We start from the raw sequence: 17,960 nt of genomic DNA on the forward strand, positions 1-17,960 counted from the left end.
TTCAGGTCTTGTCCTTGTTCAGGCGGTTGGCTGCCCAGGTCAGCACCAGCACGAAGAGGAAATAGGAAATCACCAGCGCGCTGTTGAAGTGCCCGCTGCTGTTGCGCATGTTGTTCAGGTACACCTGCAGCGTCTCGTAGCGGGTGCCCACCAGCAGGTTGGCAAACACGAACTCGCCGAACAGGAACGAGAACGACAGCAGCAGCGCCACCATCAGGCCCTTGCGCAGGTTGGGCAGCACCACCAGAAACGCGGCCTGCCAGGTGTTGGCCCCCAGCAACTGGGCGGCATCCATCAGGTCGCGCAGGTTGATCGCCTGCAGGTTGTTGGTGATGGCGCGGTACATGAAGGGCAGGGCCACGGTGAAATAGCAGCCGATCAAAATCCACGGCGTGCCGACCATCGCCATCGGCCCCGAGCCATACAGCTGCAGCAGCCCCACCGACGACACCACCGGCGGCACCGCGAAGGGCAGCAGGATGAGGATGTTCATCAGTGCGTCGAGCCTGGGGAAGTGGTAGTGCACCACGAACAGCAGCGGCAGGATCAGCAGCACCGACAGTACCAGCGCGCCCACGCACACCAGCAGCGACTGGCCGAAGGCGGCCAGAAAACGCGGCTCGCTCCACAGCGCCAGGTACCACTTGAAGGTCAGCCCGCTGGGCAGCAGGCTGGCCGACCAGCTGGTGGACAACGAGTAGAGCAGGGTGCCGGCCAGCGGCAGCAGCAGGATCACGAACAGTACGTACACCACCACGCGGTGGTAGAGCCCGGCCGGGCCCGATTCAGCGCGAGACATGGTAGCTCCTCTTCAACAGCCACTGGTGCACCAGCGTGACCAGGGTCATCAGCCCCACCAGGATCATCGCCAGCGCGCTGGCCAGGTTCGGGTCCAGCGAGATGTCGCCGGACACCAGCGCGGCGATGCGGATCGGCAGCACGTTGAAGTTGCCGGTGGTCAGTGCGTACACCGTGGCGTAGGCGCCCAGTGCGTTGGCCAGCAGGATCACGAAGGTGCCCAGCAGCGCCGGGGTCAGCACCGGCAGGCCGATCAGGCGCCAGTAATCCCAGGCGCTGGCGCCCAGCAGGGCGGCCGATTCGCGCCAGTCTTCGCGCAGGGCGTCGAACGCCGGGTACAGCAGCAGTACGCCCAGCGGGATCTGGAAGTAGGTATAGAGGATGATCAGCCCGGTCTTGGAGTAGAGGTTGAAGTCCTCGATGATCCCGGCCTGCTTGAGCAGCAGGGTCAGCGCGCCGTTGAAGCCGAGCAGGATGATGAAGGCGAAGGCCAGCGGCACGCCGGAGAAGTTGCTGGTCATGTTGGCGAAGGCGTTGACGAAGTCGCGCAGGCGCGAGTCCACCTTGCGCAGCGAATAGCTGCCCAGGATGGCGATCAGGATGCCGAACAGACTCGACCAGAAGCTGATCTCCAGGCTGTGCTGGATGGCCTGGCGGTAGAACTTCGAGCCCAGCACCTTGCTGAAATTGTCCAGGCCCCAGCCGCTTTCGGCCTGCAGGCTGTGCACGGCCACCCAGGTCAGCGGGGCGATCTGGAAGATGATGAAAAATACCGCGAAGGGCAGCAGGCACAACAGCGCCAGCCATTTGCCACGGGTGATCGAGTTCACGAGAGCAACTCCCGGCATACCGGCTTGTCGTGGGGGATGCCGAGCAGTTCGCATACGGTGCCGCACAGTTCGGTCTGCAGGGGCTTGGCGGCCGGGTCGAGGCTGAACCGGTCGCCGAACACGAACAGCGGCACTTCGCGCTCCTCGGGCAACACGCCGTTGTGCGAGCGGTCGTTGTTCATGCCGTGGTCGGCGGTGATCAGCACCTGGTAGCCGTCCTGCAGCCAGGTGCTGAGGTAGTCGGCCAGCAGGATATCGGCGCTGCGTGCGCTGTTGCGGTACTGGCTGCTGTCCAGGCCATGCTTGTGCCCGGCATCGTCGATGTTCATCGGATGCACCAGCAGGAAGTTCGGTGCGTGCTTGCGCCGCAGGTACTCGGCGTCGGCGAACAGGTGCGAGTCGGGGTAGTGGTCGGCGTAGTAGAACAGGCCATGCTGGATCGGCAGTTTCAGCGCATGGGTGTGGCGGTCACGCAGCGGTTCGAAGGGGGAGCGGTTGTACAGCTCGCTGACCCAGTGGTAGGCCGCGGCGGCGGTGCTCAGCCCGGCGTCGCGGGCGTAGTGGAAAATGCTGCGTTGGGTGGACAGGCGCGTGACGTTGTTGTGCACGATGCCGCTGTCGATCGGCGGCACACCGGTGAGGATGCATTCGTAGAGTGGTCGCGACAGTGCCGGCAGTTCGCATTCCAGGCGGTACAGGGCGGCGCGGTCTGCTTCTACATAGGCATGCAGGTGGCCCATGGCGTGGTGGGCCACCTGGTGGTTGAGGCCGTCGAGGATGACGAGGATGACGTTGTGGTTCATGGGTGGCTCCGGTGACAGCGATGACCACATCGCAGGTCAGGCCCGCTCCTTGTGGGAGCAGGCCTGACCCGCGATGGTTTCACTCCATCTCGATGATGACCTGCTCCTGCCACTTCTGCGGCAGGGCCTTGGAGGTGGCTTCCCATGCCGCTGCATCCTTGATCGGCTGCGCCGGCGCGTACTGCTCGTTGGGCAGCAGCTTGGCCTGCACGTCCGCCGGCAGCTTCAGGTGCTCGGCACGAATCGGCCGCGCATGGCCGATGGCCAGGTTGGTCTGCCCGGCATCGCTGAAGATGTATTCACGGGTCAGCTTGGCGGCGTTCGGGTGCTTGGCGTACTTGTTGATGATGGTGGTGTAGCCGGACATCACCGAGCCGTCGGACGGGATCAGCACCTCGAAGCGTTTCGGGTCGATCTGCTCGCGGTAGCTCAGGCCGTTGAAGTCCCACACCACGCCGACCTCGATCTCGCCCTTCTCAAGGGTCTGGATGGTCGGGTTGGCCAGCGACAGGCGCTTCTGCTGGGCCAGCTTGGTGAACAGTTGCAGGCCCGGCTCGATGTTGGACTCGTCGCCCTTGTAGGCAATGGCTGCAGCCAATACGCCGTTGGCCGCCTGGGCAGCGGTGCCGACGTCACCGATGGCGACCTTGTACTTGCCCTTTTCCAGGTCGTGCCAGGTCTTGGGAATGTCTTCTTCCTTGACCAGCTGCTTGTTGATGATGAAGGCGATGGTGCCGGTATAGGCCAGTGCCCAGTGTCCGTCCTGGTCCTTGGCCCAGGTCGGTATCTGCTCCCAGGTGCTGGGCTTGTACGGCTGGGTCACGCCCTTGGCCAGCGCAATGGGGCCGAAGGCGGCGCCGACGTCGCCGATATCGGCGCTGGCGTTGTCTTTCTCGGCATCGAACTTGGCCACTTCCTGGGCCGAGCTCATGTCGGTGTCCATGTGCTTGAGGCCGTACTTGCTCGCCAGGTCCGCCCAGGTGCCCTTCCAGTTGGCCCAGGCATCGGGCATGCCGACGCTGTTGACGACGCCTTCCTTGCGGGCGGCGTCCTCGAGGGCCTTGAGGTCGGTGTCCGCGGCCATGGCCGAGGTGCACAGGGCAATACTGGTGCCTAACAGTGAGGCCAGAAAAAGCTGTTTCATCCGAAGCTCCTTGATGGGTGCCGTGCAAAACGCTGAGAGGGTTTCGATTCGGTTGGTCTAGGTCAGCAATACCCGAGCCAAGGTAGGCCGGTTGCATGACAGTTTGATGTCGAAGGCGCCGCGCCAGGTGTGTGCAGCGGCCCTGAAAATAGAGCGTAGACCAGTTTCAAGTGCTTGATCCGCAACGCCTTGACCGCGCTCGACCGGGCCTGTGCGTGACCGTCCGGCGCACTGTCATGTGCCGTTCATGTGGATTGCCTAGGCTTTGGTTACTCCGCCCGGCCATCGTCGCTGCGCCGTTCTGGCACACGCACCAGGCTGGACTAGTCCAGATAGGTAACCCTTGATGCATCGACTGCCCACGCGTGCAGTAACAGCCATATGCAATGCCCTGCAAGAGCAGATCGAGCATGGCCTGCTGGCGCCCGGCTGCAAGTTGCCGGCCGAACGCAAGCTCAGCGAGGTGTTCGATACCACGCGCATCACCCTGCGCGAGGCGCTGGTGCAACTGGAGGCCTGCGGGCTGATCTACCGCGAGGAACGCCGTGGCTGGTTCGTGGCGCCCCAGCGCCTGAGCTATGACCTGATCGAGCGCAGCCACTTCCACGCCATGGTGCGCGACCAGGGCCGACAGCCGGCTACCGAACTGTTGTCGGCCCGCCTGCAGCCGGCGCCGGCGGCGATCTGTGCGCGCCTGCAATTGCCGGCGCTGTCCAGCGTGATCCAGATCTGCCGCCTGCGGCGTATCGATGGGCGCGCGGTGCTCTATGCCGAGCACTACCTCAACCCCGAGTACTTTGCCGGGATTCTGGATTTCGACCTGAGCCAGTCGCTGACCGAGCTGTACGCGCTGCACTACGGCATCGCCTATGGCCGGGTGCGTTTCGAGACGCTGCCCACCGCGTTGCCGGTAGCGGCGGCGATGGCGCTGAAGGTATCGGCCGGCAGTGCCGGCCTGCATATCACCCGAGTCAACAGCGACCAGCACGGGCGGCTGATCGACTGCGACCTGGAGTACTGGCGCCACGATGCGATTCGCATCGTGGCCGAGGCGGGCTAGGCGTTGCTGTCGGCGGGGGCGGTGTCCTGGGCGGGGCCACCGCCGGCGGTCACCACCTGCACCGAAAGACGCGGGGTAGCCAGGTCCAGCCCGGCTTCGTCGAGCTGGCGCTTGAGCGCCAGGTTGAATGCCCGCGACACCTCCCATTGCTTGATCGGCGCGGTCTTGAAGCGCGCGCGCAGCACCGCCGAGCCGGACTCGAAGCTCTCCACCCCCTGGAACTCCAGCGGCGACCAGATATTGCGCCGTTGCAGCGGATCGCTGCGCATCTTCTGGCCCACGTCGCGAACCAGGCCGATGGCCTTGTCGATGCTCATGTTGTAGGGGATGGCGATGCGGAAGATCGCGTAGCCGAATTCGCGCGAGTAGTTCTTGATGCTCTTGATCTCGCTGAACGGGATGGTGTGCACGATGCCGTCGATGTCGCGCAGGCGCACGGTACGGATGGTCAGGCCTTCGACGGTTCCCAGGTGGCCGCCTACATCCACATAATCATCGATGGCCAGGGAGTCCTCGATGATGATGAACAGGCCGGTGATCAGGTCGGCTACCAGCGATTGCGCACCAAAGCCGATGGCCAGGCCGATCACACCGGCACCGGCCAGCAGCGGCGTGACGTTCATGCCCATGTTGGCCAGGGCCACTATCACCGCGATGATGAAGATGGCCACGAACAGCACGTTGCGGATCAGCGGCATCATGGTTTGCGCACGGGCATTGGCCAGGCCCTTGCGCGAGCGGGTCAGTGCGTGGTGCACGGCGGTGTCGCTGAGGATCCACACCAGCCAGGCGGCGATCAGCGTACCGGCCAGGCCGAACACGCGCACCGCCACCTCGTGGCCTTCGCCCTCGGTGAAACCGATCAGCGAGAAGCCCCATACACGCAGGCCCAGCTCGATGAACACCAGCCAGATGAGCAGGTGCACCAGGGTGTAGCCAAAGCTCTTGAGGCGTTCGGCGTAGACCGCCTGGCGCCGGTTGGCCCGCTGCGGCTTGAGCGCATGGCGGCGCACCAGGCCGTTGACCACCATGCACATCACCACCAGCACCGTGCACATCAGCGACTGGCGCAGGGCCGTGCTGGTGTCGCCGGCGGACACGAACGTGGCGAACAGCGAAATGCCCACCAGCACCAGGGCCGGCAGGTACCAGAAGGTGCCGAGGATCTCGATGGTGTCGCTCAGGGCGCGGCGCGTCAGGCGCCGAGACAGCGGCTGGTTGCGAATGAGGTGCGCGATTGGGCGGCGAAAGCGCAGGATGAACAGCCCGGTGGACAGCGCCGCCAGAATGTTGGCCAGGGTCGCCAGGGTGTGCGCCAGGTGGTCGCCCAGGGCGGCGGCCATGCGTGGGTCGTTCATCGCCTCGCCGAAGGCGGCAAAGCTGCCGATCAGCCACAGCGGACGGAACGCGCGGTGGCGCAGGATGTACAGGGCGCGGTGGCGGTGCGGGCCATCGAGCAGCGAGAAGGCGATCACGCAGATGGCCGAGAAGCAGGTGCCGACCACCAGGGCGTAGGCCAGTACCATGGCCATCGACTTGCCCAGCGAAGAGGGCAGGGCAAAGCTCAGGTACACGGTGATGATCAGCGCCACCAGCCAAGGCCCGAGCTTGCGCAGGGCGAAGCGCACCAGGTCCCAGGTGCGCGGGTGTTGCGGCAGCTCTTCGGTGAGGCCGAAGCGCAGGCGTACCTGGTGGCTGACCCAGTTCAGCGCGTAGGCCAGCAGGCTCCAGAGCGCGATGATGGCGGCGAAACCGAACAGGATCGTCGGCCATTCATGCACCGGCACCACCCGCGCACTGAGCTCGATCTGGGCCAGTTCCAGTTCGCGGCTCCAGCGGTTGAACGGGCTGGCCTCGCCGCTGAACTGCTTTTCCAGTTCGTTGAAGGTGGTGCCGATCAGGCCCAGCACACCTTGCTCGGCACTGGGCTGGGCTTGCCTGGTGGCGTCGCGCAGCTTCTTCAGGTCGGCCAGCAGCTTGCTGCGTTGCTGGTCGTTCTCGAGGTTCTTGATGACATCGTCGAGCGATTGCGCGAGGGGTTCAGTCGCCTCGGGCTGGGGTTTGCTCGAACCGCCAAGCAGGCCCGGAAGGCCGGCCGCGTGTGCGTGGCCCAGGGGCAGGAACAGAATCAGCAGCAGGGACAGGAAACGCAGGAAGGCAGGCACCGGACGATCAACCTCGAACACTCAATCGCCCGAGTGTAGAGCATTTGTCAGGTGAGTTTCTCGAGGATCTTCCACACCATGATGCCCAGGATGCCCAGCATGCCGATCCACATCATCAGCACCCCGCTGTTGCGCTCGCGCATGCTGAAGCCGACGGTGAGCAGGATCAACCCGGCGATCACCGGGAGGAACATCGTTTGAAACTCGGACATGCGCAAGGTCCTTATGCTGTAGGAGGTGTAATGATGGGCAAGCATAGCGCCAAATGTTTGCGCGCGGGTTGATGGGGGTCAGTCGTGGCCTCTTCGCTGGCAAGCCAGCGCCCACAGGTACGGCGCCTGTTTGGCGATCACCGCAGTGCTGTGGGCGCAGGCCTGTCAGGTCAGGGCAGATCGCGGCTCAGGTAGAACGCGGTCAGCACCTTGACCAGGTGCGCCAGGTCCTGGCTGCCGCACAGCTCGCGGATCGAGTGCATGGCAAACGTCGGCAGGCCGATGTCCACCGTGCGCACACCCAGGTGGCTGGCGGTGATCGGGCCGATGGTCGAGCCGCAGCCCATGTCGCTGCGCACCACGAAGCTCTGCACAGGCACTTCCTCGGCCATGCACAGGTGGCGGAAGAAACCGGCGGTTTCGCTGTTGGTGGCGTAGCGCTGGTTGTTGTTGACCTTGATCACCGGGCCGGCGTTGAGCTTGGGCCCGTGGTTGCCGTCGTGCCGGTCGGCGTAGTTGGGGTGCACGCCGTGGGCATTGTCGGCCGACACCAGCAGCGAGCGCTGGATGGCCCGGACGAAATCGTCACCGTCGGGCAGCAGGCGGCGCAGGGTCTGTTCCAGCATCGGGCCGTCGGCGCCGCAGGCGGAGCTGGAGCCGACCTCTTCGTGGTCGTTGCACACCAGTACGCAGGTCTCGTCGCTGTCGGCGGCCAGCAGGGCCTGCAGGCCGGCGTAGCACGACAGCAGGTTGTCCAGCCGCGCGCCGGCGATGAAGTCGCCATGCAGGCCGACCACGGCGGCGTCCTGGGTGTCGTAGAAGCTCAGCTCGTAGTCCAGCACCACGTCGGCGTTCAGGCCATGTTCGCGGGCCAGTTGCTCGGTGAGCAGGGCGCGAAAGTCGACGCGCTCGTCACCGGCCACCTGGGCCAGGATCGGTGGCAGCTCGGTCTGCGGGTTGATCGCCCAGCCTTCGTTGGCGCTGCGGTTGAGGTGGATCGCCAGGTTGGGGATCACCGCGATGGGCTGCTTGAAGTCGATCAGCTGGCTTTCGACCTTGCCGTCACGGCGGAAGGTCACGCGCCCGGCCAGCGACAGGTCGCGGTCGAACCAGGGGGCCAGCAGGGCGCCACCGTAGACTTCCACGCCCAGCTGCCAGAAGCCCTGGCGCTGCAGTTCGGGCTGTGGCTTGACGCGCAGGCAGGGGCTGTCGGTGTGGGCGCCGACCAGGCGAATGCCGTCGAGCAGCGGCGAATGGCGGCCGAGCTTGATGGCGATGATCGAGGAGTCGTTGCGGGTCAGGTAGTAGCGTCCGCCGGGCGTGGTGGCCCAGCTGTCACGTTCGTCCAGGCGCTGGTAGCCGGCGGCCTCGAGGCGCTGCGACAGGCTGGCGGTGGCGTGGAACGGCGTGGGGGAGGCCTTGAGAAAGTCGATCAGGCCTTGGTTCAGTGCATCGCGCATAGGTCACTCCAGACAGCAGTGGCGCGAGTTTAACGTATTGATCACGGATTTGCGTGGGCCCTATCGCGGGGCAAGCCCGCTCCCACAGCGTTCAGGGTGATCGTTGTGGGAGCGGGTTGACCCGCGATGGCCGCGCCGCGGTGTATCAGAACGGCGCCGGGCATTCGAAGCGCAGTCGCTCGCCGCTCACCGGGTGGGTGAAGCTCAGCATGCTGGCATGCAGGCACAACCGCTCATGCGCCGCCAGGGCCTCGGGGTAGGCGTACAGTCGATCCCCCAGCAGTGGATGCCCGATCGACAGCATGTGCACGCGTAACTGGTGCGAACGCCCGGTAATCGGCGTGAGCTCCACCCGGCAATGATCGCCACAGCGCTCGACGATGCGCCAGAAGGTCAGCGCATGCTTGCCCTGCTCGTGGTCCACCACGTGCCGTGGCTTGGTGGGCGGGTCGTAGCGCAACGGCAGGTCGATGCTGCCGCTGTCCAGCGCAGGCTGGCCCCAGCACAGTGCGGTGTAGGCCTTCTCGGTTTCACGGTCATGGAACTGGCGCGACAGCTCGCGGTGGCTGTCGGCGTCGCGCGCCAGCAGGATGATCCCCGAGGTTTCCCAATCCAGACGGTGCACGATCAGGGCGTCGGGGTAGCCGTTTTCCTGCAGGCGGGTGATCAGGCAATCCTTGTTGTCGTCGGCGCGCCCCGGCACGGACAGCAGCAGGGTCGGCTTGTTGACCACCAGGATGGCGGCATCCTGGTGAAGGATGTGAACGTTGGACAGCGGCATTGCGTGTTCTCTGCAAACGCCAACGGCGGCGGCCGGGCCCGGGCTGTATGAGCCCGGGCCCGGCCGCCGCCGTGGCAGGTTACCCCTGTGCGCCGATCAACGATCGGGCAGGGTGATATTGAGTTCCAGGATGGAGCAGCTGCCCTGGTTCTCCAGAGCGACGTGCACATCATCCGAGCCGATGTTGACGTACTTGCGGATCACCTCGACCAGTTCCTTCTGCAAGGCTGGCAGGTAGTCCGGAGTACTGCGCTGGCCGCGCTCGTGCGCCACGATGATCTGTAGACGCTCTTTCGCGACCGACGCGGTGCTTACTTTTTTGTTGGCACGAAAGAAGTCAAAAAGGTTCATTGGTCAGTTGCCTCCAAACAGGCGCTCGAAGAATCCCTTCTTCTGTACATCGAGGAACCGGTGTTCCACGGTTTTGCCCAGCAGGCGGTCGACGGTGTCGCTGTAGGCCTGGCCGGCATCGCTCTGGTCGTCGAGGATCACCGGCACGCCCTGGTTGGATGCCTTGAGCACCGCCTGGGATTCGGGGATCACGCCCAGCAGCGCGACGGCGAGGATTTCCTTGACGTCCTCGACACCGAGCATTTCGCCCTTGCTCACGCGCTCTGGATGGTAGCGGGTGATCAGCAGGTGTTCCTTGATCGGGTCTTCGTTGCGTTCGGAACGGCGCGACTTGCTGGCCAGCAGGCCCAGCATGCGGTCCGAGTCACGTACCGAGGAGACTTCCGGGTTGGTCACCACGATGGCTTCGTCGGCGAAGTACATGGCCAGGTGGGCGCCTTTCTCGATACCGGCCGGCGAGTCGCAGACCACGTATTCGAATTGCTCCTTGAGCTCCATCAGGACCCGCTCCACGCCTTCGAGCGTGAGGGCATCCTTGTCACGGGTCTGGCTGGCGGCCAGCACGTACAGGTTCTCGAGGCGCTTGTCCTTGATCAGGGCCTGCTGCAGGTTGGCTTCGCCGTTGACCACGTTGACGAAGTCGTACACCACGCGGCGTTCGCAGCCCATGATCAGATCGAGGTTACGCAGGCCGACGTCGAAGTCGACGATGACCGTCTTGTGGCCGCGCAGTGCGAGGCCGGTACCGATAGCGGCGCTGGTGGTGGTCTTACCCACACCACCCTTGCCGGATGTAACCACTAGAATCTTGGCCAAGGTGTATCACCCCTAAAGAAAAAGGACGTTGAGGTCCCAGAAATATCCAAACCGGCAACATATGGAAAAGTTGCGCTGAAAATGGCGGCAAGTATCCGTTAAAGACGGGTGATGTTCAACACGTCACCGGACAGGCTGACCTGCACGTTGGCCCCCCACAACGGGTCGCGACGCAGGTCTTCGGCCACCTTGTACTGCCCGGCGATCGAGACCATTTCGGCGGTCAGCTGCTGACAGAAAATACGTGCCCTGGTGTTGCCCTTGATACCGGCGAGGGCGCGACCGCGCATCGCGCCGTAAACATGGATGTTGCCATCGGCCAGAAGTTCCGCACCGGGGCTGACCGAAGCCAGTACCACCAGGTCGCCGCCCTGAGCATAGATCTGTTGGCCGCCACGCACCGGCGAGGTGATGATTTTTGTCGGTTTTACCGCAGGCTCCGGCGGCGGGGCCGGGGCCGGGGCCGGCTCGGGCTTGGGCGCCGGTGGCACCTCCACCGCAGGCTCCAGCGCACGTTCGCGGGCACCGGACGGCGGCAGCACCGGCAGGTCGATGGCAATGGCGGCGGCGATGTCCTCGATACGGCTGGCGCGAATGGCCAGGGTACGCAGGCCATGGTGGCGGCATACGCGCATCAGCCCGGGCAGGTCGACCGCGCCTTCGCCGGCCGGCAGCTTGTCCAGCGCCAGCACCAGCGGGGTGTTGCTGAAGAAGTTGGGGGCCTGGGCGACTTTGGCCGCCAGTTGCCGATCGAGGCCTTCGAGGTCGTTCTGCGCAAGCTCGAGCACCGTGATGGCGAGCATGCTGCCCTTGAGCTGGAACACGGGGGCTTGGTCTGGCGTCTGGGTTTGGCTCATGGTTGGCATAAGGCAGCTTGTTACGAAAAAGTGCTCAGACTTATAACGAGAACGCCGGTTAGCCGCAACCCGCAGCGAACCGTTGTAGAATGCCCGGCCATCGTCTTTGCGGAATGTTTAATGGATCGCCCGCGTTTTCGCCTTTATTTTCTTCATCCACGCTTCTGGCCGCTGTGGCTGGGCCTGGCCCTGCTGTGGCTGATCGTGCAGCTGCCCTACCGGGCTTTGCTGGTGCTGGGCCGCCTGCTGGGCGCGCTGATGTACCGTGTTGCCGGTGACCGTCGACGCATTGCTGCGCGCAACCTGGAACTGTGTTTCCCCGAATTACCGTCTGTCGAACGAACCCGTCTGCTCAAGGAAAACTTCGCCTCCACCGGCATCGCCTTCTTCGAAATGGCCATGAGTTGGTGGTGGCCAAAGGCCCGGTTGGCGCGCCTGGCGCACATCGAGGGGCTGGAGCACCTGCAGGCGGCGCAGCGTGACGGGCAGGGGGCCATCCTGATGGCCCTGCACTTCACCACGCTGGAGATCGGTGCGGCGCTGCTGGGCCAGGAACACACCATCGACGGCATGTACCGCGAGCACAAGAACCCGTTGTTCGACTTCGTGCAGCGCCGCGGGCGCGAGCGGCACAACCTCGACTCGCTGGCCGTGGAGCGCGAGGACGTGCGCGGCATGCTCAAGCTGCTGCGCTCGGGACGCGCCATCTGGTATGCGCCCGACCAGGACTACGGCGCCAAGCAGAGCGTGTTCGTGCCGCTGTTCGGGATCGAGGCGGCTACCGTGACCGCCACCACCAAGTTCGCCCGCCTGGGGCGGGCGCGGGTGATCCCGTTCACCCAGCAGCGCCTGGCGGACGGCAGTGGCTACCGGCTGGTGATCCATGCGCCGCTGCAGGATTTTCCGGGGGAGAGCGAAGAGGCCGACTGCCTGCGCATCAACCAGTGGATCGAGTCGGTGCTGCGCGAATGCCCCGAGCAGTACCTGTGGGCACACCGACGCTTCAAGTCGCGCCCGCCGGGGGCGCCCAAGCTGTACTAGGACGAATCGCGGTGTGGCTTTCGCCGGCAATGCCGGCTCCTACATAGGTGTGCGGTACCGGTAGGAGCCGGCCTTGCCGGCGAAGGCAGCGACACAGACTTCAGGGAGTACCCCATGCCAGCACCCCAACCGGTCACCGGCCTGATCCTCTCGGGCGGTGGCGCCCGTGCCGCCTACCAAGTCGGCGTGCTCGCCGGCATCGCCGACCTGCTGCCCGCCGGCGCCGGCAACCCGTTCCCGGTGATCGTCGGCACCTCGGCCGGGGCCATCAATGCGGTGACCCTGGCCAGCGGTGCGATGCATTTTGCCGACGCCATCCGCCGCCTCACCGGCTTCTGGCAGGGCTTTCGCAGCCACCAGGTACTGCGCAGCGACTGGCCCGGGGTGATCCGCCAGGCCGGCCGCTTCGTCGGCCACAGCCTGCTGGGCCTGGGGGCCCAGGTACCGGTGGCGCTGCTCGACAGCTCGCCGCTGCGCAAACTGCTCAACCAGCACCTGGACCTGGACGGCATCGGCCATGCCATCGACCAGCAGCACCTGCGCGCGGTGGCGGTGACCGCGTTCGGCTACGAGTCGGGCCAGGCGGTGACCTTCTACCAGGGCAAGGGCGCCATCGACCCGTGGCTGCGCCATCGACGCATCGGCATGCCGACCCGCCTGAGCGTCGAGCACCTGCTGGCCAGTTCGGCCATCCCGTTGCTGTTTGCGCCGATCAGGCTGGGCCACGAATTCTATGGTGACGGTGCGGTGCGCCAGTCGGCGCCGATCAGCCCGGCGCTGCACCTGGGCGCCAACCGCGTGCTGGTGGTGGGGGTCAGCGGCAACCCCCAGGGGCCGACGCCGGGTGATCCACGCGAACGGGTGTTCAGCGGCAAGCAGCCGAGCCTGGCGCAGATCGGCGGGCACCTGCTCAACAGCACGTTCATCGACAGCCTGGAAGACGACCTGGAGCTGTTGCAGCGGCTCAACCACCTGAGCCACCTGCTGCCCAGCGACGTGCAGCCCCGGCGCCTGGGCCTGGCCCCGGTGGAGGTGCTGGTGGTTGCGCCCAGCCAGCCGCTGGACGAGATTGCCGCCCGCCATCGGCGTGAACTGCCCGCCGCGCTGCGCATGTTCCTGCGCGGCCCGGGGGCGACCAAGACCAGCGGCGCCGGGGTGCTCAGCTACCTGTTGTTCGAAGCCGGCTATTGCAGCGAACTGATCGAACTGGGCCGGCGCGACGCGCTGACCAAGCAGGGCGAGCTGTGCCGCTTTCTCGGCCTGCCGCTGCCCCGGCCCTGAGCGCTACTCGGCGATCTGCAGGCGGCGTGCCTCGGTGTACACGTAGCGCACCTTTTCATACTCGAACGGCGAGTTCAGCTGGCCGTAGCGAAAGCTGGTGGTATAGCGCTTGTCGATGGCGCGCAGTACCCAGACCTCCGGGTTGTCGCTGCTGACCTCGGCCATGTTGAGGAAGTTGATCCAGTTCTCGGCGCTGTAGTCCACCACCAGCCCGCCGGTGTCGCGCAGGTTCGACGGGCCCAGGATCGGCAGCATCAGGTACGGGCCGTCCGGCACGCCATAGAAGCCCAGGGTCTGGCCGAAGTCTTCGCTCTGGTGCGGTAGCCCCATCTTGGTCGCCGGGTCCCACAGGCCGGCGACGCCCAGGGTGGTGTTGAACAGCAGGCGCGCGGTGATCTCCATCGAGCGCTTGCCCTTGAACTGCAGCAGGCTGTTGAGCAGGTTGGGCACATCGCCCAGGTTGCTGAAGAAGTTGCTGACCCCGGTGCGCACGAAGCTTGGGGTGATGTAGCGGTAGCCATTGACCACCGGCAGGAACACCCACTGGTCGAAGCGGTAGTTGAAGTGGTACAGCCGGCGGTTCACCGACTCGAACGGGTCGTAGACGTTCAGCGCGGTCAGGGTCGAACGCTCGAACTCGCGCTGGTCCAGGCCGGGGTTGAACTTGAGTTCCTTGAGCGGATCGGTGAAGCCGTCGGCTTCGATCACGCTGGCTCGCGCCGGGATCTCATCGGCCTGTACCAGGCCTGCGGCGAGCAACGCCGTCACGATCAGAAGTTTTTTAACCACGGAAAAACTCCAGCATCGCGTCGCTGTTGACGCGGTAATTGATATTGCCGCAGTGCCCGCCATGCGGGTACAGGGTCAGGCGGTCGCCAAAGGTGCTGCGCAGAAAGCCGATGTCGCCGGGGCCCAGGATCACATCGTCGGCGTTGTGCATCACGGCGATTTTCGGGCTGTTTTGCAGGTAGTCCTTGAGGGCATACAGGCTCACCTGGTCGATCAGCTGCAGCAGGCTGCCGCCATCGGTGCGCGCGCGCCACATGGGAATGACCTGCTCGGTCAGGTAGCAGTCGAAGTCGCATTGCAGCGCACGCTTGAAGAACGGCGTGAGGCTGCTGCCTTCGGTGATCGGGTACTTGGGCGGGGTGATCAGGCCGCGGCGGTTGATCAGGTCGGAGGTAAAGGCGATATCGGCGGACGAGAAGCGGAACGAGGTGCCGATCAGCATCGCCATCTGCTCGTTGCTCAGGTGCTGGCGCGACTGCTGGAAGTCGTAGAGCAGTGCGTCGTTGAGGTCGATGTAGCCTTTTTGCTGGAAGTAGCGGGTGAGTTTGGTCAGCACCAGTTCATAGAAGGTGGTGCTGTTGTTCACGCCCTTGACCTCGGTCTGCACCAGCTTGTCGAGGTTGCTGATCGAGGTGTAGAGGTTGACCGGCGGGTTGAGCAGCAGCACGCGCTTGAAGTTGAAGCTGCGCCGGGTTTCGTCCAGGTGGCTGACGAAGGCTGCGTCGAGGGCACCGAGGCTGTAGCCGGTGAGGTAGTACTCGCTGACAGGCAGGCGCGGGTGCTGGGCGCGCACGCCCTGCATCACCCGGTACAGGTCTTCGGCGTCTTCGGCGCTCACGCCCGGGGTGGCGAAGCGCGAGGCGGCGCTGATGAAGTCGAAGCTGGTGGGCGATGACAGCTGCACCACGTGGTAGCCGGCCTTGTAGTAGAGGCGCTTGAGGTACTCGTTGAGGCTGCTGGTGTAGGGCGCGCCGGTACCGGCGATCAGGAAGATCAGCGGCGCCTCGTGGTCCTGTCGGGCCAGGCGATAGCGCAGCTTCTTGACCGCCCAGAAGTTGTCCGGAAGGGTGAACTCGCGTTCGGGGCGCAGGTTGAGGCTGTAGTCGGACTGATCGATGTCATCGTCGGTCGGCAGTTCGGGGCGCAGGTCGGGCGGTGTGGAGGCGATCGTCGCCTCGAAGGGATTGGTCAGCGGGTAGCCATAGGTGGCCGCATCGACATCCACCGCAGACGCGGCCGCACTCATCAAGAGGCCACCCAGCAGGGCAGCAAGGCGCAGTGATCGAAGCATGACGGATCCCCAGGAAAGGCAAGGCAAAGTGTGTACTGCAGGCTAGGACACTCGTGCTATCGGCAAAGTTGCCTTGTGCCCCGGCATTTACCGTCCCCGATGTTGCCGTGCTGGCCAGTGCCAGGGCAACAGCGGGTTTTGTTTCTTTGCTGATAAAAGTAGCTCAGGCCGCCGCTTTTGCCTTGCACAGGCCCGGTGGGGGATTATGCTGGGCGCCGTTTTCCTGTTTCCGGAGTTGTCATGTCCCGCCGTTTGCCGCTGATTGCCTTGCTTGTGTGCCTGTCGCTGTGGGCTGCGGCCTGCTATGGGGTGCGTTACGGCTTCATGGAGGATGTCAGGTGGGTCGGTGTGTGCAGCTCGCCCCAGGTGAGCTGGGAGTGCCAGTTGCGCGCCACGCTGGGCCTGATGATCCACTTGCGGGTGCTGGGCTGGGTCGCCCTGGGGTTGGCCGTGGTGGCGACGCTGGTGCCGCGTCGGGCCGGCTGGTGGCTGGCGGTGCTGTCACTGGTGTTCGGGCTGCCGGCACTGGCGCTGTATACCGTGAGCCTGGCGGCGTTCGCGCTGGTGCTGGCGGGGTTGCGGCTGGTGCGGCGCACGGCCTGAGGCTCACGCTGTATCGTTCGCCGGCAAGGCCGGCGCCTACCGGGTTCAACGTCTCCCTGCAGAGCCGGCCTTGCCGTCGAAGAGCCGACGCTCAGCCCTGCCTGATCCGCAGGCAGCGCCACAGCGCCGCGGTCATCAGCGCGCTCACCAGGGCCCACACCAGCGCCTGCTGGCTGCTCAAGCCCTCGATGAACAGCTGCGGCGCAATCCCGGCGCCCACGATGAAGGTCAGCAAGGCCACCTCGGCGCGCGCTACCCGCACCGGTCGCAGCAGGTACACCACCGCCGGCAGCACCAGCGCCGGGCTCGGGAAGCTGCGGTAGCGCGGGTCGAACACCAGCGCCAGCATGCTCACCGCCGCCGCGAAGCCGGCCGCCATCACCCACCAGCCGGCACGCGCCTGCAGCCAGGCGAACAGGCGCTCACGCCAGCCACTGCGCTGTGCCAGCGCCAGCGCGCCATGGGCCAGTACCACCAGGTTGAGCCCCGCCAGCAGCACGGCCCACAACCACTCGCCAACGAAGCGGCTGTTGACCCGTACCAGCTCGCCCCACAACCCCAGGCTGGCGGCCCCCAGTGCGGCCAGCAAGGGCAGCGCCAGGGCGCCACGCACGCCGCGCACCGGCCCGGCCAGGGCCAGGGTGGCGGCGAACAGCAGCACGCCGATACCCAGCCACTGCGGCCAGAACGGCAGGTTGCTCACCGGGCCTTCGAGTATGCCCTTGTCCTGCCGGTCGGCATCGTACAGCCCCCAGTAACCGCCCACCGCGCCTTCGCTGGCGCGCTTCCACGGCTGGTCGAAGGCTTCGATCAGGTTGTAATGCCAGCCATTCTGCTCGGCCATGGCGACGAACCCGCGAATGAAGCGCGCTTCGTTGACCCGGCTGGGCAGGGCGGTCTCGCGCTGGCGCCCTTCGCTGGGCCAGCCGGTTTCGCCGATCATCACGTCCTTGGGCGCGAAGCGGTTGCCGAACACCTGGCGGATCTCGCCTACGTGGGCCAGCGCATCGTCGATGCCCTTGGGATCATCTTCCCAGTAGGGCAGCAGGTGAATGGTCACGAAGTCCACCTGCGGCGCGATCTGTGGATGCTGCAGCCAGAACTCCCACACGTCGGCGTAGGTCACCGGTACCTGCACCTGGCTTTTCACCTGGTGGATCAGATCGGCCAGGTGATCGCCCGTCACTTCCTTGCGCAACAGCACCTCGTTGCCCACGATCACGGCGCGGGTGATGTCCGGGTTGGCATTGGCGGTGGCGATCAGGGCCTTGATTTCCTTGGCCGTGACCAGCGGGTCGGCACTCACCCAGGCCCCGAACATCACCTTCAGGCCGTACTTGCGCGCCAGCTGCGGGATCGCTTCCAGGCCCGTCATCGAGTAGGTGCGGATGCATTCGAAGCGCTGTGCAAGCAGGGCGAGGTCGGCCTCCACGCGCTCCGGACGCAGGGTGAAGGGCTGGTCGAACGGCGACTGGTCCTTGTCGAAGGGCGTGTAGGAGACACATTGCAGCTTGTGTGTGGGGCTGGCGGCGTCCGGCAGCGATACCGGCTTGCCGAGCCCGTACCAGAGCCCGCCCAACGCGAACAGGCCAAGCAGGCAGGCAAACAGGTAGGGCAGCAGCGGGAAGCGGGCAGTCGAGGGCATGGCGCGGACCGGTCAGGAAACAAAGCCGCCAAT

Annotated in this window: 18 protein-coding genes; 4 read left to right on the forward strand and 14 right to left on the reverse strand. The window is 65.3% G+C overall.

Annotation, left to right across the window (positions count from 1 at the left end):
• Position 1 precedes the first annotated feature (1 nt).
• The 4 genes from V9K84_RS02065 to V9K84_RS02080 all read right to left on the reverse strand — a co-directional run bounded on the left by V9K84_RS02065 (position 2) and on the right by V9K84_RS02080 (position 3,575).
• Positions 2 to 799 (reverse strand): ABC transporter permease, encoded by a 798-nt coding sequence (locus V9K84_RS02065; protein WP_054914667.1) that lies wholly within the window; start codon positions 797 to 799, stop codon positions 2 to 4.
• The gene (locus V9K84_RS02070; RefSeq protein WP_088514012.1) at positions 786 to 1,628 is read right to left on the reverse strand and encodes an ABC transporter permease subunit; all 843 of its coding nucleotides are present in this window, start codon (positions 1,626 to 1,628) and stop codon (positions 786 to 788) included. The genes V9K84_RS02065 and V9K84_RS02070 overlap by 14 nt, the downstream gene beginning before the upstream one ends.
• Positions 1,625 to 2,431: an alkaline phosphatase family protein gene (locus tag V9K84_RS02075; RefSeq protein WP_088514011.1), complete on the reverse strand. Its 807-nt coding sequence runs from the start codon at positions 2,429 to 2,431 to the stop codon at positions 1,625 to 1,627. Before V9K84_RS02075 ends, V9K84_RS02070 begins: the two co-directional genes overlap by 4 nt.
• A gap of 79 nt (positions 2,432 to 2,510) precedes the next feature.
• Positions 2,511 to 3,575, reverse strand: coding sequence for an ABC transporter substrate-binding protein (locus V9K84_RS02080; protein WP_043859983.1), 1,065 nt, complete (start codon positions 3,573 to 3,575; stop codon positions 2,511 to 2,513).
• Between the two features lie 346 nt (positions 3,576 to 3,921).
• On the opposite strand from V9K84_RS02080, the gene V9K84_RS02085 reads away from it, so the two are divergent.
• Positions 3,922 to 4,635 carry a UTRA domain-containing protein gene (locus V9K84_RS02085; protein WP_043859984.1) on the forward strand — a complete coding sequence of 238 codons (714 nt, stop codon included), beginning with the start codon at positions 3,922 to 3,924 and terminating at the stop codon, positions 4,633 to 4,635.
• Here V9K84_RS02085 and V9K84_RS02090 read toward each other — a convergent pair.
• The 7 genes from V9K84_RS02090 to minC all read right to left on the reverse strand — a co-directional run bounded on the left by V9K84_RS02090 (position 4,632) and on the right by minC (position 11,286).
• On the reverse strand, positions 4,632 to 6,800 hold the full coding sequence (locus tag V9K84_RS02090; protein ID WP_054914665.1) for a mechanosensitive ion channel domain-containing protein: 2,169 nt from the start codon (positions 6,798 to 6,800) through the stop codon (positions 4,632 to 4,634). The two genes, V9K84_RS02085 and V9K84_RS02090, sit on opposite strands and share 4 nt — an antisense overlap.
• 47 nt (positions 6,801 to 6,847) lie before the next feature.
• Complete coding sequence (locus tag V9K84_RS02095; RefSeq protein WP_167400231.1) at positions 6,848 to 7,012, reverse strand: hypothetical protein; 165 nt, start codon at positions 7,010 to 7,012, stop codon at positions 6,848 to 6,850.
• 170 nt (positions 7,013 to 7,182) lie between these two features.
• Positions 7,183 to 8,472, reverse strand: coding sequence for a M18 family aminopeptidase (locus V9K84_RS02100; RefSeq protein ID WP_054914664.1), 1,290 nt, complete (start codon positions 8,470 to 8,472; stop codon positions 7,183 to 7,185).
• A 145-nt stretch (positions 8,473 to 8,617) separates the two neighbouring features.
• Positions 8,618 to 9,253 carry an RluA family pseudouridine synthase gene (locus tag V9K84_RS02105; protein ID WP_054914663.1) on the reverse strand — a complete coding sequence of 212 codons (636 nt, stop codon included), beginning with the start codon at positions 9,251 to 9,253 and terminating at the stop codon, positions 8,618 to 8,620.
• 96 nt (positions 9,254 to 9,349) lie between these two features.
• A complete protein-coding gene (gene minE, locus V9K84_RS02110; RefSeq protein WP_019693048.1) occupies positions 9,350 to 9,604 on the reverse strand; it encodes a cell division topological specificity factor MinE in 255 nt (84 codons plus the stop codon).
• Positions 9,605 to 9,607: 3 nt separating this feature from the next.
• The gene (gene minD / locus V9K84_RS02115) at positions 9,608 to 10,420 is read right to left on the reverse strand and encodes a septum site-determining protein MinD (protein ID WP_043862644.1); all 813 of its coding nucleotides are present in this window, start codon (positions 10,418 to 10,420) and stop codon (positions 9,608 to 9,610) included.
• Positions 10,421 to 10,518: 98 nt separating this feature from the next.
• Positions 10,519 to 11,286, reverse strand: coding sequence for a septum site-determining protein MinC (minC, locus tag V9K84_RS02120; protein ID WP_054915872.1), 768 nt, complete (start codon positions 11,284 to 11,286; stop codon positions 10,519 to 10,521).
• Between the two features lie 111 nt (positions 11,287 to 11,397).
• On the opposite strand from minC, the gene V9K84_RS02125 reads away from it, so the two are divergent.
• Together V9K84_RS02125 and V9K84_RS02130 are read left to right on the forward strand one after the other, a co-directional pair.
• Positions 11,398 to 12,318 (forward strand): lipid A biosynthesis lauroyl acyltransferase, encoded by a 921-nt coding sequence (locus V9K84_RS02125; RefSeq protein WP_043862646.1) that lies wholly within the window; start codon positions 11,398 to 11,400, stop codon positions 12,316 to 12,318.
• Between the two features lie 114 nt (positions 12,319 to 12,432).
• Positions 12,433 to 13,599, forward strand: coding sequence for a patatin-like phospholipase family protein (locus V9K84_RS02130; RefSeq protein WP_088514035.1), 1,167 nt, complete (start codon positions 12,433 to 12,435; stop codon positions 13,597 to 13,599).
• 3 nt (positions 13,600 to 13,602) lie between these two features.
• On the opposite strand, the gene V9K84_RS02135 is transcribed toward V9K84_RS02130, so the two are convergent.
• Positions 13,603 to 14,388, reverse strand: coding sequence for a VacJ family lipoprotein (locus V9K84_RS02135; protein WP_054915870.1), 786 nt, complete (start codon positions 14,386 to 14,388; stop codon positions 13,603 to 13,605).
• The gene (locus V9K84_RS02140) at positions 14,381 to 15,679 is read right to left on the reverse strand and encodes a serine/threonine protein kinase (RefSeq protein ID WP_043862649.1); all 1,299 of its coding nucleotides are present in this window, start codon (positions 15,677 to 15,679) and stop codon (positions 14,381 to 14,383) included. The genes V9K84_RS02135 and V9K84_RS02140 overlap by 8 nt, the downstream gene beginning before the upstream one ends.
• A 240-nt stretch (positions 15,680 to 15,919) precedes the next feature.
• On the opposite strand from V9K84_RS02140, the gene V9K84_RS02145 reads away from it, so the two are divergent.
• Positions 15,920 to 16,282 (forward strand): hypothetical protein, encoded by a 363-nt coding sequence (locus V9K84_RS02145; protein WP_043862650.1) that lies wholly within the window; start codon positions 15,920 to 15,922, stop codon positions 16,280 to 16,282.
• A gap of 91 nt (positions 16,283 to 16,373) precedes the next feature.
• Here the strand turns inward: V9K84_RS02145 and V9K84_RS02150 are convergent, their stop codons facing one another.
• Entirely contained in the window at positions 16,374 to 17,927 is a 1,554-nt protein-coding gene (locus V9K84_RS02150) for a beta (1-6) glucans synthase (RefSeq protein WP_088514036.1), read from the reverse strand.
• Between the last annotated feature and the right edge of the window lie 33 nt (positions 17,928 to 17,960).

This window comes from Pseudomonas sp. AE27, from assembly GCF_037113495.1.
GTDB lineage: Bacteria > Pseudomonadota > Gammaproteobacteria > Pseudomonadales > Pseudomonadaceae > Aquipseudomonas > Aquipseudomonas palmensis.

Coding starts and splice junctions, on each gene's coding strand:
- V9K84_RS02065 (WP_054914667.1), bottom strand. CDS start 799: ATGTCTCGCGCTGAATCGGGCCCGGCCGGGCTCTACCACCGCGTGGTG.
- V9K84_RS02075 (WP_088514011.1), bottom strand. CDS start 2,431: ATGAACCACAACGTCATCCTCGTCATCCTCGACGGCCTCAACCACCAG.
- V9K84_RS02080 (WP_043859983.1), bottom strand. CDS start 3,575: ATGAAACAGCTTTTTCTGGCCTCACTGTTAGGCACCAGTATTGCCCTG.
- V9K84_RS02085 (WP_043859984.1), top strand. CDS start 3,922: ATGCATCGACTGCCCACGCGTGCAGTAACAGCCATATGCAATGCCCTG.
- V9K84_RS02095 (WP_167400231.1), bottom strand. CDS start 7,012: ATGTCCGAGTTTCAAACGATGTTCCTCCCGGTGATCGCCGGGTTGATC.
- V9K84_RS02100 (WP_054914664.1), bottom strand. CDS start 8,472: ATGCGCGATGCACTGAACCAAGGCCTGATCGACTTTCTCAAGGCCTCC.
- V9K84_RS02105 (WP_054914663.1), bottom strand. CDS start 9,253: ATGCCGCTGTCCAACGTTCACATCCTTCACCAGGATGCCGCCATCCTG.
- minE (WP_019693048.1), bottom strand. CDS start 9,604: ATGAACCTTTTTGACTTCTTTCGTGCCAACAAAAAAGTAAGCACCGCG.
- minC (WP_054915872.1), bottom strand. CDS start 11,286: ATGCCAACCATGAGCCAAACCCAGACGCCAGACCAAGCCCCCGTGTTC.
- V9K84_RS02125 (WP_043862646.1), top strand. CDS start 11,398: ATGGATCGCCCGCGTTTTCGCCTTTATTTTCTTCATCCACGCTTCTGG.
- V9K84_RS02130 (WP_088514035.1), top strand. CDS start 12,433: ATGCCAGCACCCCAACCGGTCACCGGCCTGATCCTCTCGGGCGGTGGC.
- V9K84_RS02140 (WP_043862649.1), bottom strand. CDS start 15,679: ATGCTTCGATCACTGCGCCTTGCTGCCCTGCTGGGTGGCCTCTTGATG.
- V9K84_RS02145 (WP_043862650.1), top strand. CDS start 15,920: ATGTCCCGCCGTTTGCCGCTGATTGCCTTGCTTGTGTGCCTGTCGCTG.
- V9K84_RS02150 (WP_088514036.1), bottom strand. CDS start 17,927: ATGCCCTCGACTGCCCGCTTCCCGCTGCTGCCCTACCTGTTTGCCTGC.